Source organism: bacterium (assembly GCA_035528375.1).
Lineage (GTDB): Bacteria > RBG-13-66-14 > RBG-13-66-14 > RBG-13-66-14 > RBG-13-66-14 > RBG-13-66-14.
This window is the reverse complement of sequence record DATKYS010000030.1, coordinates 32,977-47,123: the sequence shown is the minus strand read 5'-3', so window position 1 is coordinate 47,123 and position 14,147 is coordinate 32,977. Positions and strand designations below refer to the sequence as shown.

Here is a 14,147-nt window from a genome sequence, read left to right as displayed (position 1 = left end):
GGGGGGGGGGGTGTCGCGGCCCCCTCTCCCCATTGGGGAGAGGGCTAGGGAGAGGGGCGTGCGGGTGCGGATACCCGGCCATACGTCTATAAATCGTAAATCCCTTCCGCAGGGGCGACCGTCCACGGTCGCCCGTCGTTTTTTCCCGACCCGGTGGCCTCGGCGACCGAGTTTGGTTTAATATGGAACCGCAAACGCCGCGGGGTCCGCCATGCTCAAAAAAATCCTCCCCCTCGTCTTCCTGTTCCCCGCCCTCGGGCCCGCGGCGGCCGACGACGGGGGGCTGACACTCTGCATCGCCCCGTCCGGCACCCCCGGAATCGTCGCCTTCTTCCTGCGCCCCGACCTGCCCCCGGACCCGCTCTTCCGCCCCCCGTTCTACGTCGCGGCGGGCGGGATCGAGGAGAGCGAAACGGTGCTGCGGCAGGTCTATCGGGCTGAAATCCGGCGGGGCCTGCCCAACCGCCTCCCCCCGCCCCACGCCCCGGACGTCGCCTTTGGTGAGGTGGAGCCGGGCGCCCTCGTGGAGCGGGTAAAAGCCCTGGGCGACGGACCGGCGGTCCTGGTCGTGACCGATCCCGGTCTAGCCGACCGGCGGGAGGCCCTCGCCCGGGAGCTCCCCGGCCTCCGGGTCATTCCCGGGGTTCACGCGGGCTGGGTGGGCTTCGACGCCCGATACGACCCGGGCAGCCTCGAAATTTATTCCTGGGAGTGGTGCGACCCCTGCCGCTCCTCGGGCCCCTTCGACGACTCCTTTTCGGTCTGCGGGCTGTGCTCCGAGGAGCTCGGGCCGGTGCTCCCGCGCCTGGTCTGGCGCGACCGGCTGGGACGCCCGCACTCCCGGGAAGCGGTGGTGGAGAGGCTCACCGGGGAGGAGCTGGTCCCGAAGCGCGAGCTTTGGTACATGCTGCGGGGCCGCGACGCGGAGGGGCGATGATGGCCTTGATTTTCACCCTGGCCTGGCTGCCGCTCGTCCTTTCCGGCCTCCTCCCGGGGGTCCCGGTGGAGCTGGAGCCGCTGCCGGCGCCCGACGAGGGCCACACCCTGGCGCCGGGCGCGGATTTATCAATCGTATGCCCCACGCCCGGGCGCGTGTTCGTCGCCTTCGGGGGGGCGGAGCCGCGTCTGGCGGCGCTGGGTGGGGCGAGGAGCCTGGCCTGGGTCCTGCCCCTGGCGGCCGAGCCCACCGACCTCGCGGCGGCGGGACCCAATCTGGCGGCGGCGGGCGACTCGGGCGGCGGCGTGTATCTGATTAAGGGCGACGGGACGGTCGTCTTCGCCGGAAGACTTCCCGGCGGCGGACCGGTCCGATTCGCCCTCGCCGAGACCGCGCCGACCGGGGGCGAGAAACCTGAGACGACCCTCTACTGCCTGGGGCGGGAGAGCTGGGCGGCCCTCGACCCGGCAGACCCGGCCGATTCCGCCCCGCGGAAATTTCCGCTGCCCGCGACCTCGCCGCCGGCGGTGGTCGGGGGTACGCTCCTCTACGGCGCCGGCGACACCGTGATCGCCATTGACCCGGAGGGCGGTGAGCTCTGGCGCTACGGGACCGGCGGGAGCCTGACCGCCGCACCGGCCGTCCTGGGGGGGATGATTTATTTCGCCTGCGGGGACAACCGGTTGTACGGCTTTTCGCCGGACAACCCCGCCGCGCCGCTGGTGGAGTACCACGAGCTGGGCGCGCCGCCTTCCGCCCTCTACGCCCTGCCCGGGGAGGGGCTGGCCGTGGGGACGGTGGAGGGGAGGCTCCTTTTCTTCCAAGACGGCACTCCGGCGGGGGAGGTGGACCTGGGGTGGATCCCCCGGCCGGGGGCGGTCCTGCGCGGCCGGGAGCTGATCATCCCCCTCGGCTGGAACCGGCTGGCGGCCCTGGACCTCGCGGGCACCCCCTTCGATCCCGAAGGGCCTGGGTCGGGACGGGTCGCGCTCGATTGGCTCTTCATCCGCGAACCGGGCCTGCGCGGTGGAGCCACCCTTTTCGCGCCCCCGGCGGACCTGAAGCTCACCGACGAGGAACGCGCCCGGCTCGCCGTGTACGTCGCGGGCCGGGACGGGCGCCTGGTGGTCCTGGCCCGGGGACATCCGGTAAATTAAAAAACCCGCCCCTACGTCTATGCCCCGCGAATCTCGCCGTAGGGGCGACCGGTAGGACGAGTCCTCCACGGTCGCCCGCATGTCCCCTCTCCCTTTTAGGGAGAGGGTTAGGGTGAGGGTCGGGGTAGGAAATGTTAAAACGGCGGGGATAGGAATCCCCGCCCTACGCCATCGCAACTAAGGGTGAGGGGTAAAAAAGTGGCGGGGACAAAAGTCCCCGCCCTACATCATGAATCGCGCTCCCCTCACTCCCCCAACCGGCGCAGGTACTCCTCGATGGCCTGGCGGTACTCGGGCGGGAACATCCCTATCTCGAGCCGGGAATCGGCGGGCCGCAGCTCGCCAAAATCCTCCGGCCGCTCCACCTCGAGCGGGGGCGGCGGCTGGACGGTGTAGGGCCTCGCCTGCTGCGACTCCCTTCGCCGGGAGAGCTCCTCCTCGTTCAGCGACCGCTGCGCGTCGAGCATCCGCCGCAGGAGTTGCTGCTGCTCCTGTTGCGTGGGCTCGCCGAGGCGTCCCTCGCGCAGGAGCTCCTCGATTCCCCCCGCCTGGGACGCCATCTCGCCAATATCACCCAGCATGCCCTCCATCTCGCCGTACTTCTGCGCGAGCTCCCCGAGACCCTGCTGAATCGCCGCCTGCCGGGCCGCGAGCTGCGCCAGGTTGAACCCGCCGGGCATGGGCATCGGCATCCCGCCCGCGCCCTGCATCGTCTGCTGGTTCACCCCCTGCTGCCGGGCCGCCAGCTCCCCCAGGGCGGCCATCAGCTCACTCATTCCCGTGGAGCTAGCGGCGCTCATGGCCTGCCCCTGTATCTCCAGGAGCTTGAGCCCGACGGCCGTGAGGGTGGCGAGCTGGCGCCCGGTGAGGGAGGCGTTGGGCCTCTCCCCGGCGGCGATTTCGGCCGCGCTGGAATCCAGGCTGACCGCGAGCTGCTCCAACTGGTCCAGGAGATCCGAGTCCAGGTAAACGGTCTGGCGGTAGACGTCCTCCAGGTTCACCGCCACCCGGCGCACCCCGGCGGAGATGGAGGCCAGGCGCCGCCCGATTTCTCCGCTCCGCTCCGCGGACCCGGGGCCCGCGATAAGGCCGACGACCTGCTCCTGGTACCGGGAGAGGAGAATCAAGGCGTTGACCTGAGCGGCTATCATCTCGAGGAGCTTGCGGTGTTGGCTGGACCTCAGCTCGGCGAGGGTCCCGGCGAGGCTCTGGTGGAACTGGCCCAGAGATTGGGAGGTCTGCCCCAGCATCCCCCGCGCCGACCGGGATTCGCCGGCCTGCAGGGATTCCGCCGCCTGCGAGGAGAGCTCCGCCGCGCCGGACTCGGCCAGCTCCGCCGCCGCCTCACCCACCTCCTCCGCCGCCCGGCCCAGGTCCTCGTCCACGGTCGCCAACTCGGAGAGCGCCTCCCGGACCGTCTCGGCTTCCTCGGAGAGCGACTCGATTTCACCGGCCTGGTCGGAGGCGTCCTCGGGATTCGGCTCTTCGAGAATTTCCCCCGATCGCTCGGAGGCCTCGGCCGCCCGCTCGACCAGCTCCGTCAGCCGCTGTTCCGCCTCGGCCCGCCGGAGGAGTTCCAGCATCCGGTCCAGACTGCGCTCGAACTCCTGCCGGGTTTGATTGAACTGGGCCGCCAGCCGCTCGATCTCGGCCCGGTCCAGATTCTCAACCGCCCGCTGCAGCGAGGCGAGCTGCTCCTTCAGCCGCTCGTCCAGGACCTTTTCCAGGAGCCCCTGCACCTCGGAGAGTTTGGCGAAGCTCTCGGGGGTGATGAGGTTCTTCTCGTAGAGGGTGTTCAGGGTGTCCTCGAGCCGGCGGACGACCTCCTCGGCCCGGGCCACCGCCTCCGCCTGCTCGTCCATCAGCCGGCGGAGCTGCCTCTGTTCCTCGGAGCCCACCCGTTCCTCGCCGCGGTGCTCGCGGGCCAGCTCCTCCATCCGCTGGGCCAGTCGCTCCTCCCGCTCCCCCAGCTCCTCGAGGGAGTCCAGCGGCCCGGCGAAGGTCTCCCCCTCCACTATCTCCTCGATGCCGGGGTAGCGGACCACGAAGCCCGCCGACGGGACGGTCTTCGGACCGGCGAAGGCGTCGTTGTCGGTTACCTCCAGGCGGCACAGGAGCTCCTCACCGGGGAGGAGGTCCACCCCGGTCAGATTCCAGCGGTAATCCACCCGGGCCACGAGGCCGAGGTTCCGGGCGATGACCAGGCGCTCCGGCTCTCCGACGCCGCCCCCCTCACCCCGCCGGGAGTAAACCAGCGAGAGAGAGGAAACACCGTAGTCGTCGGCCACCCGCGCCGAGAGGGGGACGGTCATGGTGATGTCCAGGTCCACGGCGCCCCCGGGCTCGTCGAGGACGATGGTAGGCGGCTCGTCGGGGAGGGCCACCAGGCGGTAACGCGGCGTGGCGGACTCGAGGCCGTTCGCCGCGGTGAGGCGGAGATTCCAGCCCTCGCTCCGACGGAGGGTGAAGGAGGTCGCCAGACGGGAACCGGCGGCCAGCGGGAGCGGCTCCACCGGGACGGCCGGTGATTCCTCGAACTCGAGCCCGGCGGCGGAGAGCTCCGGCGTCGCCAGCGCCTCGAGCCCGATGCGGCTGCCCACGGGGGCGATGACGTTCCCCTCGCCCGGAGGCAGCTCGCGGGGGGGCAGGCCGGTGTACGCCGGAGGTGTAATTTTCAGGCGCAGACCGCTCAACCGGGGGGAGGGCAGGAGGGTGAGGGCGTACCTTTCGCCGGCGCCGGCGGCGTGGAGCACCTGGTACTCGAGGGGTTCTTCCAGCGGCGGCAGCGCGGCGGCGAAGACGAGCGGGTCGTCCACCGGCTCGAGCGCGGTCTCCCGCCAGGGTCCGCCGCTGAGGGGCCGGTGCCGGAGGACCGGCGCCCGGGGGGGGTGATCGAAGAGGGCCCGGACGGTCACACGAGACCCGGGAGCGATTTCGAGGTTACCCGGTTCGACCTCGATGAGCCGGGGGACGGGCGGCGAGGTGTCCGCGCCCAACATCCCGCGCCAACCCAGGTCGTAGCTCCCCGGACCGATGAGGACCCCGAGACCGAAAACGAGGAGCGCCCCCAAGGCCCCGGTCAGGGGGCGCCTGAGCTCGCTCCGCCAGACGTCTCCCAGGTCGGGTTTCGCCGCGGCCAGCAGCCTCTCGGCACGCCGCACCTGGAGCCGGGCGAAAGGGTTCGGTGAATCCAGGAGCTCGGCGGCCGAGGAGAGCTCGTCGCCCAGAAATGTATCGGAACCTTCGAGGGTGCGCGCGGCCAGCGGGATGTCCGCTCGGCTCGCCGAAACCGCCCTCGGCGAGAGGAGGGGCCGGTAAAATAGAAGAAAGGCCGCGACCAGCCAGCCCAGCCAGCCCAGCAACCAGGGCAGCCCGGCGGCGACGGCGAAGAGAACTAAAGGCAACGGCGCGACCAGGGCGACCAGGAAGAGGAGCGCCCACCGCGCCCACCGCACCGCCCTCAGCCGGTTTCGCACCCGCGCCAGAACCTGTCCGAGCTCCAGCATGGCACTATCCTGTACGCCCGCCGGCGGCGGAGGTTCCGGGGGCAGGGGCGAAGCGGCCGAGGAGGTCCACCCCTCGGGCGCCTGAGTTCGCCGACAGCGCGTCCTTGAGCCTCCGGCAACTGGGGCACCGCCCGCACATCCGGCCGCGGGCGTCGGGGGGACGGTAGCAGGAGTAGATACGGTCCAGGGGGAGGCCGAGGTCCAGCAGGCGGGCGACGATCTCCCGCTTCGTCCGGTGCACCGTGGGCGACACGGCCTGTACCCGGCCGGCGGTGGCGAGGAAGAGGAAGCGGTCGGCGGCGGCGAGGAAGGAGGGGCTGTTGTCGGGGAAATCCACCGCCTCGTCGGCGTTCAACCCCATCGCGACGGCGGCCATCCCCAGGGACTCGGCCACGGCGGCCCCCAGGCTGAAGAGGACGGCGTTACGCGCCGGAACCCACAACCGCCCGACGTCCGCGTCGTCCTCCAGCCCGCCCTCGATCAGGGCGCCGGTGCGGGGGAGGTCGCGGTAGAGGTCCGTTTCCGTCTCGCGCAGGGGAACGCCCAGTACCCCCGCCTGCGACTCCGCCGCCGCGCGCTCCCCTTCCGCGGCGAGCTGGCCGTAATCCACCCACAGGGTCGCGCCCAATTGACCGCCGGCCCGCAGCTCGGCCGCCGCGCCGTACGAGTCCAGCCCACCCGAGAGGAGGACGAGGGTCTTCGCGTTCATTACGATTCCTCGTTCCGCCACGCGGCCGAGGCACCCTCGGATTCCCAAACGCGGACCTCGTGTACCCGGACCGGCGCGTCGGCGCCCTTCAAGCTCGACTCAAGCTCCCCGGCCAGGTATTTCGCCAAAATCTCGCTGGTGGGGTTGAGCCGGTCGAAGGGCTCCAGCTCGTTCAGGAATCGGTGATCGAGCCGGTCGCAAATTTTCCCCAGGTGCTCCCGGAGCACCCTGAAGTCAATGGCTAGCCCCTGCCCATCGAGCTGAGGTGCGGAAACGGTCACCTCGACCCGCCAGTTGTGGCCGTGGAGTCGCTCGCAGGGACCGCCGTAGCCCCGCAGCGCGTGGGCCGAGGAAAAGCTTCCCGTAACGGTCAAGAGATACATGGGTTGCCCTTCTGAACGAAAACCGACGACGCCCCGGCGTCGAGGGCGGTCCGAATGCAAGCCAGGGCCGACTCCGGGTCCAGGACGGTCCAGAGCTCCACGGACACGTCGTCGGGCCAGGCCGGGGCGTAGGGCCCGCGGAAGAGGTGCGCCGCGTCAGGCGAGAGGGTGAAAAGCGATGGCGGCGGCGCCGGGAGGCCGAGCACCACCTGATCCAGCATCCCGAAGAAGCCCTCGAGAGCGGGGTCCACACCGGCGCGGACGACGAGGGTCAGCCCCAGCTTCTCGGAAAAATCACGGGCCGCCCGGACCAGCTTCCTCGCCAGTCGCCCGAGGAGTTTTGCCGACTCCGGGTTCCCGGAGGGCCAGTCGCCGGTCAGCTCGAAGACGGCCGTGTCCAGGCCGAAGAGCTCGAGCTCCGCCACTCCCGCCGCCGCGCTCACCCAGTCGAGACCCAGGCCGTCCACCAGCCCTCCGAGCACCCCGGACGAGCGCCGTCCGGCCACCGACCGCAGGAAATCGGCCTTCACCCGGGCCGCCTCCAGGGCGTGGCCGATGACCTCGATTCCCAACTGGTCCGCCTTGCCCGCGCCGGAGGTGGAGACGCGCCGGAGGTTGACCGCCACCCGGCTCGCCACGGGGCTGCGGAGCACGTCCCCCGCCCCGGCCTTCGGCGTAGGTTGCACCTCGCGGGGGCGGGTGAAGCGCAGGCACGCCCGCCCGGAGGCCTCCACCAGTTTTGCGACGAATCCCTCGTCGGAGGATTCCCCCACCTCGACTACCAGCTCGACCCGCCGGTCCATACGGTCCACCAGCCCGGCGACGGTCAGGGAGTAAGCGGCGAGGTCGGACGAGGTGTCCAGCCCGGCGCCGAGGCCGATGACCAGGCGCTCCGTAGAGGACGGCCAGAAACGCAACCCCAGCATGGCGGCGACGTCGAGGTCCACCATCCCGGAACCGGCTCCCAGCCGCGCCAGGAGGACGTCGAACCGCGGGAGCTCCATCCGGGAAAAATAGGGTGCCAGGCGGTCCGGCAGGCTCATCAGCTCCAGCCATCTCTCCGTGGTGTAGCTCCCCAGACCGATTTCCGGGCCCACCTCCGGGCTCCACCCGGCCGAGAGGAAGCGGTTGACCATCTGGGGGGACCGAATCTGCAGGCTGCCGTGGTAGTGGTCGTAGCGGACCGACTTGGGATACACGTTGGAGACGGCGTACTGCCCGACGATGTAGCCGCCGGAGGTCTCGACGGCCTCCCGGGGCGTCCGGTCCTCGATACGCCCCTGGGTGAGCGCACTCCGGACGAGCTGGGCCGGCACCGCCACCGGATCAATGTCCGCGTAGGAGCCGGCGCCAAGCTCGATGAGCTTCAGGGCGTGGAGGGAGAGGATGACGGGAAGTGGAACGGGAAACAGCTTGGCCTCGCGGAGCATCTTTTCGACCTCCAGGACGAGCTGCTCGGCGATGGACGGGTCGAGGCCGGAGTTGATGACGATGGCCGAGATACGCCCCTGGCGCGACCAGGGGAAGAGCTCCCCCGAGAGGTCCCGCACCAGGATGGACCCCTCGTTGGTCTCCAACAGGTCGAGCTGGTGGGTCGTCAGGCGATGATCGAAGACCTGGGCCTCCTCCAGCCGCCGCTGGCTGCGGTAGAGGACGTAGGCCTTCGCCATGTCCACATGGCCCGTGCGCAGCAGGATTTTCACCACGGCGTCCTCGAGCTGCTCCTCGGTGGGGACGCCGGTGGCGGTCTTGCGCCGCAGGTAGAGCGTGACCGCCTCGGCCACCTCGGCGGGCCAGAGGGGGTCCTCCATGCCGACGGCCTGGGCGGCGGCCATCACCTGGGCCGAGACCCGTTCCTTGTCGTAGGGAACCAGGCGACCGTCGCGCAGCTTCAAGAGTGTCAGGGGCAGATGATCCAGTAAAACTCCTTCGGCGGAGGCGGTCCAAGTCTATGCACCGAAATGCGGTGTGTCAACCGCGACCGGCGGGCTAAAAAAAGGGCGGTCCGCGGACCACCCTCGAGCCAACCGCTCAGGCTTACCGGGCCCCAACTCGTCCCGACCGGAAGGGCCGGCGCTCGTGCTCGATGCCGAGAATCCCGAAGAGGCCGTCCATCGCAGTCTCCTTGTCTCACGTGAGGGGGAGCCCCGGGGCCGACGGTCGGTGGGGAGGTTCCCATACCCACCGGTCAACGCAGTATAGACGGTCGAGTACGGAATTTCATCCCGACAGAGTCTCAATTAGCCCCGGTGAGCTTGAGCCACAGGAGCCCCGCCGCCCGCGCGTCGGCGGCTGCCCGGTGCGCCCGAGGCAGGGGGATGCCGAACTCGCGGCAGGCGATCTCCAGCGTCGCCCGGCCGTAGGAGAGCCTGGCCCGCGCCAACGGCAGGGGATCCAACCAGGCGGCCAGCGGCGGAATCGTCCTCCCCGCGCGGGCCATCTCGATTTGCAAAAAACCGAAATCGAAGGGGGCGTTGTAGGCCAGGAGCGGAAACCCGGCCATCCGCCCGGCGACGACGGGGGCGAGCGCGGCGAAGGTCGGCGCACCGGCCGCGTCGCGGTCGCTTATCCCGTGAATCGCCGTCGCATCCGGCGGGATGTTGCACCCCGGGTTGACCAGGCTGCTCCAGGCGTCCGTCTCGACGCCGGACTCGAAGCGCACCAGGGCTATCTCCACCACCCGGTGCAGCCCCGCGTCCAGCCCCGTGGTCTCCACGTCCAGGGCGATGTAGCTTTCAGTTGGTACGTGCATCAGATGAGTTATCCGTTGCGTAGCACCCGGAGGTTGATTATAATACCTGTTGAAATCTTCTGGGGGATTCGATGCGCATCACCCGGCTCATCGTGCTCGTGGGGCTCATGGCGCTGGCGTGTGACCTGGGCGTCGGCGCGGACGGCGGGCTCACCGGCTGGGACTGGGCCAGTGCCATCGCCCGCGACGCCGTGGACCTGGCCTACGGCGAGCACTGGTACGTGTCGTCCTTTGGCGCCGAATACCTGGATATTTCAGGCGACCTGTACGAGGATATACCCTTCCCCGAGTGGGACGTGTACTACTCCGACGGCTCGTACACGTTGCTGTGGGTCATCATCCACCCCGACGGCCGGTATTCCATCTTCGAGTTTGACGGCTACGGTGCATCTCCGCTAAATTCAACGTACAGCTCCGAGGCCGTCGCCTCGTGGCTGCGGACCGCCTCTCGCGTGTATCGGGAGTTAACCGGCCTGACGGACGACGTCTGCTATGTAATGAACTGCTGGTGTGAAGAGGAAATGGATAATTGCGATTTAGTAGCGGTCGGCCTTTATGATGTTGATCTTGAAAGGTTGGCCGTGGCGTATCTCCTTGCCCAAACCGGCGAAATAACGGGATTCAACTTCTACTAGTGAAACCCTTCATCAAGAAGTTGCTGCCCCCATTGATCGTCGGCTTCGCCCTCGCTGGGTGCAGCACGTTTACCGAGGTCACCCCGACTGAGGGGGGCGACCTGGACTGGGCGCGGACCATTGCCGACGGAGTCATTGCGGACTTCTACGACCAGAGCCTTGTCATGTTCAGGGTCGAGGCCACATACCTCGACATCCAGGGCTTCCTCTACGGCGGTGTCCAGCACCCCTACTGGCGCTTCTGGTACAACGACCCCGACATCCTGGTCCGCATCGTCGTCCACCCCGACGGAAGCACCACCGTTATGGAGGACGAAAATTATCACAGCTACGATATATCGTTCACCTACACCTCCGCCGATCTCGCGGACTGGCTCGAGCTGGGGCGGTACTGCTACCGCTACATCACTGGACGTGAGGACGACGTTTGTTACGGATTCGAGGCCTTCTGCGGCGAGTACAGTTCGGATGCGCGGATTACCCTCTTCAACCCGACGTTCGACAAATTAGCGCGGGTCGAGATAAACATGATAGACGGAACATTAGTCTCATTCGACCTCTATTAAAAAAGCCGCTCGCGGGCGGCCCTTTTTTGTAAACCGGGAAGCCGTCCCCCCTCCGCGCAGAAACGGAAAAGCCGCCCGAAGGCGGCCTTTTTTTATGCCACAAAACGGCTAGACCTTCAGCTCGGCGTAGAGCGGGAAACCCTTGCACAGCTCCCGGACCTCGCCCTTGATTTTGGCAGCCAAATCCTCGTTCGTGTGGTCGGCGGCCACGCGACCGAACCACCCCGCGATGCGCTTCATCTCCGCGTCGCCGAAGCCCCGCGTCGTCACCGCCGGCGTCCCCACCCGCACCCCCGAGGTCACGAAGGGGCTCTCCGGGTCGAAGGGGATGGTGTTCTTGTTGACGGTGATGCCCGCCCGCTCCAGCGCCTCCTCGAAGTCCTTCCCCGTCAGCCCCTTCGAGCGCATGTCCAGGAGCATCAGGTGGTTGTCTGTCCCGCCGGTGACCAGCGTGAAACCCTCCTCCATCAGGTAATTTGCGAGGGCCTTGGCGTTGTCCAATATCCGCTGCTGGTAGACCTTGAACTCGGGCTGGAGCGCCTCTTTGAGCGCCACGGCCTTGGCCGCGATGACGTGCATCAGCGGGCCGCCCTGGATGCCCGGGAAGACGTTCTTCTGCAGCGCGCTGTAGTTGTCCTTGTCGGTGAGGATGAGCCCCCCGCGCGGGCCGCGAAGCGTCTTATGCGTCGTCGTCGTCGTGTAGTGCGCGTAGGGAATCGAGTCCGGGTGCAGCTTGGTCGCCACCATCCCCGCGATGTGCGCGATGTCCGCCACCAGCTTCGCCCCCACCTCGTCGGCAATCGAGCGGAAGGCCGCGAAGTCGATGAACCGCGGGTAGGCGCTGGCGCCCGACATTATCATCTTCGGCTTGCACTGCTTCGCCACGTCGCGGATCATGTCGTAGTCCAGCCGGTGGGTTTCCGGGTGTACCTCGTACTGGACCACGTGATAGAAGCGGCCGGAGAAGTTCACCGGGTGGCCGTGCGACAGGTGCCCGCCGTGGGTGAGCGACTGGCCCATCACCGTGTCGCCGGGGTCGCAGCAGGCGAAGAAGACCGCCATGTTGGCCTGGGTGCCCGAATGCGGCTGGACGTTGGCGCGCTCGGACCCGAAAAGCTCCTTGGCCCGGTCGCGCGCCAGGCGCTCCGCCTCGTCCACGAACTCGCAGCCGCCGTAGTACCGCTTGCCGGGGTAGCCCTCGGCGTACTTGTTGGTCATCACGGAGCCCATCGCTTCGAGGACGGGGATGCTGACGAAGTTTTCACTTGCGATGAGCTCGATGCCTTCCGCCTGGCGCTTAATCTCGCCGGCTATGGCATCGGCAATCTCAGGGTCGAAGGAACGGAGCGATGTCATACTTAAACCCCTACTTTTACAGTATGTAACTATATGGTTGGAAGACTATCAATGAACGAAGAATCATTTTTCTTCCAACCACGGAGCAATTCCTTAAAATTATTTTCATTATTAAGATCGTCAATCTTCCCCTTAATTCTTAGAATAAATTTTTTGCTCCCCAAATATGCCTTCCTTCTCGGAGCACCTAAGTAATCGGCCTTCACTTCAATGTAAATTTGTTTATACACATATTTGACAAACTCATAGATCATCCACAATATATTTTCTAAATTAGGTTCTAAGGTCTGTACGTATTTTTTAAAATCCGGATTTTCAAACAATTGCTTATTTGTTTTATATGAGCACAATTTACGATATGTGCTAAACGTTCGTCCATACTTCTGGCCAAGTATAGCTGAATACATTTGCGCAAAAATCTCTTTACTATTCAATATCATGTTTGTTACCATATATTCATCATCTGTAACTAAATATGCATCCCTTTCCTCTTTTGAAATAGTTTTTTTACTTGCACGCGCCAGGGCATTTTCTCTGTTTTTAGACGAAGAAGGTGTATATTTATTTATAAATTGTAACACTAAATAAGAAAGCAGATATTCCTCAGCTTTTGGCAATCCACTATAATCAAACAACTCATCATCATCAAGCTCTACAATTCCTTGCGGATCTTGAATAGTAAGCCATAATTTTTCTGTTGGCTTTGCCTTGAAGATATTCGTATATATTCTATCGTCAAATATTTTTTTATTCATGCTTATCATGTGTGATAATCCTATGTGAGATGCCCAAGCTTTAGCTAAATCATTATTATCAACCATACGATAAGCATTTCCTTTCCGGCTTAAATAATTTGAAACCTTGAAACTTCTGCTACCAATTCTTGGATCATTTCTTAGGCTATCGAATTCGCCATCTTTTCTTTGATAAAACCACTTATGCTTTAAAGAATCAAACATCGATTTAATTTGAAGTTGCTCATTTGTATTAGATTTTAAATTTCTTGTTGACATTTCATTTTGATAGTTTGTAGATATTATAATATCATCCAACATGTCAGAAATGCTGCTATCTTTTCTAATTACTTTAACCTGTACAAAGCAACTTTCAACAAATGTGCTACGTTTGCTATCATCACCCACAATTTTATCATAAGCCCTGCCAATTGATCTAACTGTCTGACAGCCGTTTATTATATGTAATCCATTTATAGTAACCTTACTATCATCATTTGATTTAGTATAGTTATCACAAAGTATTAATATTCCATTGTTAAGGTGGTGAAATATTTTCATACTTTTATTGTGTGTTAGTGAATTAATAATTTCCTTGTTTACTGGAGAATTTTTTTGTTCGTATCTAACATTCAGATCAAATAATGCCCAACCATAACGCTCAAAGAGATCATAAAATTCCTTTACATATGCTAGAAAATAACAATAATTATGCTTCTTAAGTACTTGTGTATCAAAAATATTGAATGTGTAATTAATATCTTTATCACTAATATATACTCTCTTAACTATCTCATAAATAACTTCTTTCCAAGTATATAGATTAAATTTAATGCGATCATCTTCATACTCTTTTTTAATAGAGTTAAACATATCAAGAGCACTTTTAGTGAGATCGCCAAAAATACATAGATTAAACGTAATGTCGTTGTAGTTTTCTGTTAATTGAGCTCTCAAATGCTTAACCTTGGGAGAAACGTTCTTTATATCTGATATCCTCAAAATATATTTATACGCCCTTTCAATATCTTCTACTCCTTCTTTGTTAAAATGCAGTGGTGATGGAGATGAAACAATTTTTTCCGAATCTGCAAATTTACACTGAAATATTTCGTATGAACCATCAATAACAGAGTAAAAATCTATACCATGATCATTAGATTTATCAGTTACCATAATTTGATCATCTAGACTAGCATTCGAAAAAAGTTCAGCAACAAGATAGTTAAATGCTGTAAATTCATCCTCTACATCAAAGTCATCCGCATCAACAATTCTTAGAACCTCGTTTACAATGGACCCCTTATGATCTTCATATGAAATATCCACTTTACCCCCTTAAGTTAAAAAGTTCTTAGCTATAAAACAACTACAACTATGCTACTTCTACCCCAGCCCAGTCAAGACCTGAA

The 14,147-nt window shown here is 62.8% G+C and carries 11 protein-coding genes; 4 read left to right on the top strand and 7 right to left on the bottom strand.

Features of this window, described 5'->3' with window-relative positions:
• The first annotated feature begins 211 nt into the window (after nt 1–211).
• Both VM054_01850 and VM054_01845 read left to right on the top strand, forming a co-directional pair.
• Nucleotides 212–937 (top strand): hypothetical protein, encoded by a 726-nt coding sequence (locus VM054_01850; GenBank protein HUT97803.1) that lies wholly within the window; start codon nt 212–214, stop codon nt 935–937.
• Nucleotides 934–2,094, top strand: a complete 1,161-nt coding sequence (locus VM054_01845; GenBank protein HUT97802.1) for a PQQ-binding-like beta-propeller repeat protein — start codon at nt 934–936, stop codon at nt 2,092–2,094. Before VM054_01850 ends, VM054_01845 begins: the two co-directional genes overlap by 4 nt.
• 245 nt (nt 2,095–2,339) lie before the next feature.
• Here the strand turns inward: VM054_01845 and VM054_01840 are convergent, their stop codons facing one another.
• The 5 genes from VM054_01840 to VM054_01820 form a co-directional block, all read right to left on the bottom strand.
• Nucleotides 2,340–5,600, bottom strand: coding sequence for a hypothetical protein (locus tag VM054_01840; GenBank protein ID HUT97801.1), 3,261 nt, complete (start codon nt 5,598–5,600; stop codon nt 2,340–2,342).
• Between the two features lie 4 nt (nt 5,601–5,604).
• Nucleotides 5,605–6,309 (bottom strand): 7-cyano-7-deazaguanine synthase, encoded by a 705-nt coding sequence (locus tag VM054_01835; GenBank protein HUT97800.1) that lies wholly within the window; start codon nt 6,307–6,309, stop codon nt 5,605–5,607.
• Nucleotides 6,309–6,692, bottom strand: coding sequence for a 6-carboxytetrahydropterin synthase QueD (gene queD / locus VM054_01830; protein ID HUT97799.1), 384 nt, complete (start codon nt 6,690–6,692; stop codon nt 6,309–6,311). Before queD ends, VM054_01835 begins: the two co-directional genes overlap by 1 nt.
• On the bottom strand, nt 6,680–8,587 hold the full coding sequence (locus tag VM054_01825; protein HUT97798.1) for an ATP cone domain-containing protein: 1,908 nt from the start codon (nt 8,585–8,587) through the stop codon (nt 6,680–6,682). Before VM054_01825 ends, queD begins: the two co-directional genes overlap by 13 nt.
• A 341-nt stretch (nt 8,588–8,928) precedes the next feature.
• Nucleotides 8,929–9,444 carry a 3'-5' exonuclease gene (locus tag VM054_01820; protein HUT97797.1) on the bottom strand — a complete coding sequence of 172 codons (516 nt, stop codon included), beginning with the start codon at nt 9,442–9,444 and terminating at the stop codon, nt 8,929–8,931.
• A 71-nt stretch (nt 9,445–9,515) separates the two neighbouring features.
• On the opposite strand from VM054_01820, the gene VM054_01815 reads away from it, so the two are divergent.
• Together VM054_01815 and VM054_01810 are read left to right on the top strand one after the other, a co-directional pair.
• Nucleotides 9,516–10,079, top strand: coding sequence for a hypothetical protein (locus VM054_01815; GenBank protein ID HUT97796.1), 564 nt, complete (start codon nt 9,516–9,518; stop codon nt 10,077–10,079).
• Entirely contained in the window at nt 10,079–10,645 is a 567-nt protein-coding gene (locus tag VM054_01810) for a hypothetical protein (protein ID HUT97795.1), read from the top strand. The genes VM054_01815 and VM054_01810 overlap by 1 nt, the downstream gene beginning before the upstream one ends.
• 108 nt (nt 10,646–10,753) lie before the next feature.
• On the opposite strand, the gene glyA is transcribed toward VM054_01810, so the two are convergent.
• Together glyA and VM054_01800 are read right to left on the bottom strand one after the other, a co-directional pair.
• The gene (gene glyA / locus VM054_01805; protein ID HUT97794.1) at nt 10,754–12,001 is read right to left on the bottom strand and encodes a serine hydroxymethyltransferase; all 1,248 of its coding nucleotides are present in this window, start codon (nt 11,999–12,001) and stop codon (nt 10,754–10,756) included.
• Nucleotides 12,002–12,030: 29 nt separating this feature from the next.
• Nucleotides 12,031–14,064 (bottom strand): AIPR family protein, encoded by a 2,034-nt coding sequence (locus VM054_01800; GenBank protein ID HUT97793.1) that lies wholly within the window; start codon nt 14,062–14,064, stop codon nt 12,031–12,033.
• Nucleotides 14,065–14,147 lie beyond the last annotated feature (83 nt).

Excerpts from the sequence above, each read along its gene's own strand:
- VM054_01850 (HUT97803.1), top strand. The coding sequence starts at position 212 with ATGCTCAAAAAAATCCTCCCCCTCGTCTTCCTGTTCCCCGCCCTCGGG.
- VM054_01845 (HUT97802.1), top strand. The coding sequence starts at position 934 with ATGATGGCCTTGATTTTCACCCTGGCCTGGCTGCCGCTCGTCCTTTCC.
- VM054_01840 (HUT97801.1), bottom strand. The coding sequence starts at position 5,600 with ATGCTGGAGCTCGGACAGGTTCTGGCGCGGGTGCGAAACCGGCTGAGG.
- VM054_01835 (HUT97800.1), bottom strand. The coding sequence starts at position 6,309 with ATGAACGCGAAGACCCTCGTCCTCCTCTCGGGTGGGCTGGACTCGTAC.
- queD (HUT97799.1), bottom strand. The coding sequence starts at position 6,692 with ATGTATCTCTTGACCGTTACGGGAAGCTTTTCCTCGGCCCACGCGCTG.
- VM054_01820 (HUT97797.1), bottom strand. The coding sequence starts at position 9,444 with ATGCACGTACCAACTGAAAGCTACATCGCCCTGGACGTGGAGACCACG.
- VM054_01815 (HUT97796.1), top strand. The coding sequence starts at position 9,516 with ATGCGCATCACCCGGCTCATCGTGCTCGTGGGGCTCATGGCGCTGGCG.
- glyA (HUT97794.1), bottom strand. The coding sequence starts at position 12,001 with ATGACATCGCTCCGTTCCTTCGACCCTGAGATTGCCGATGCCATAGCC.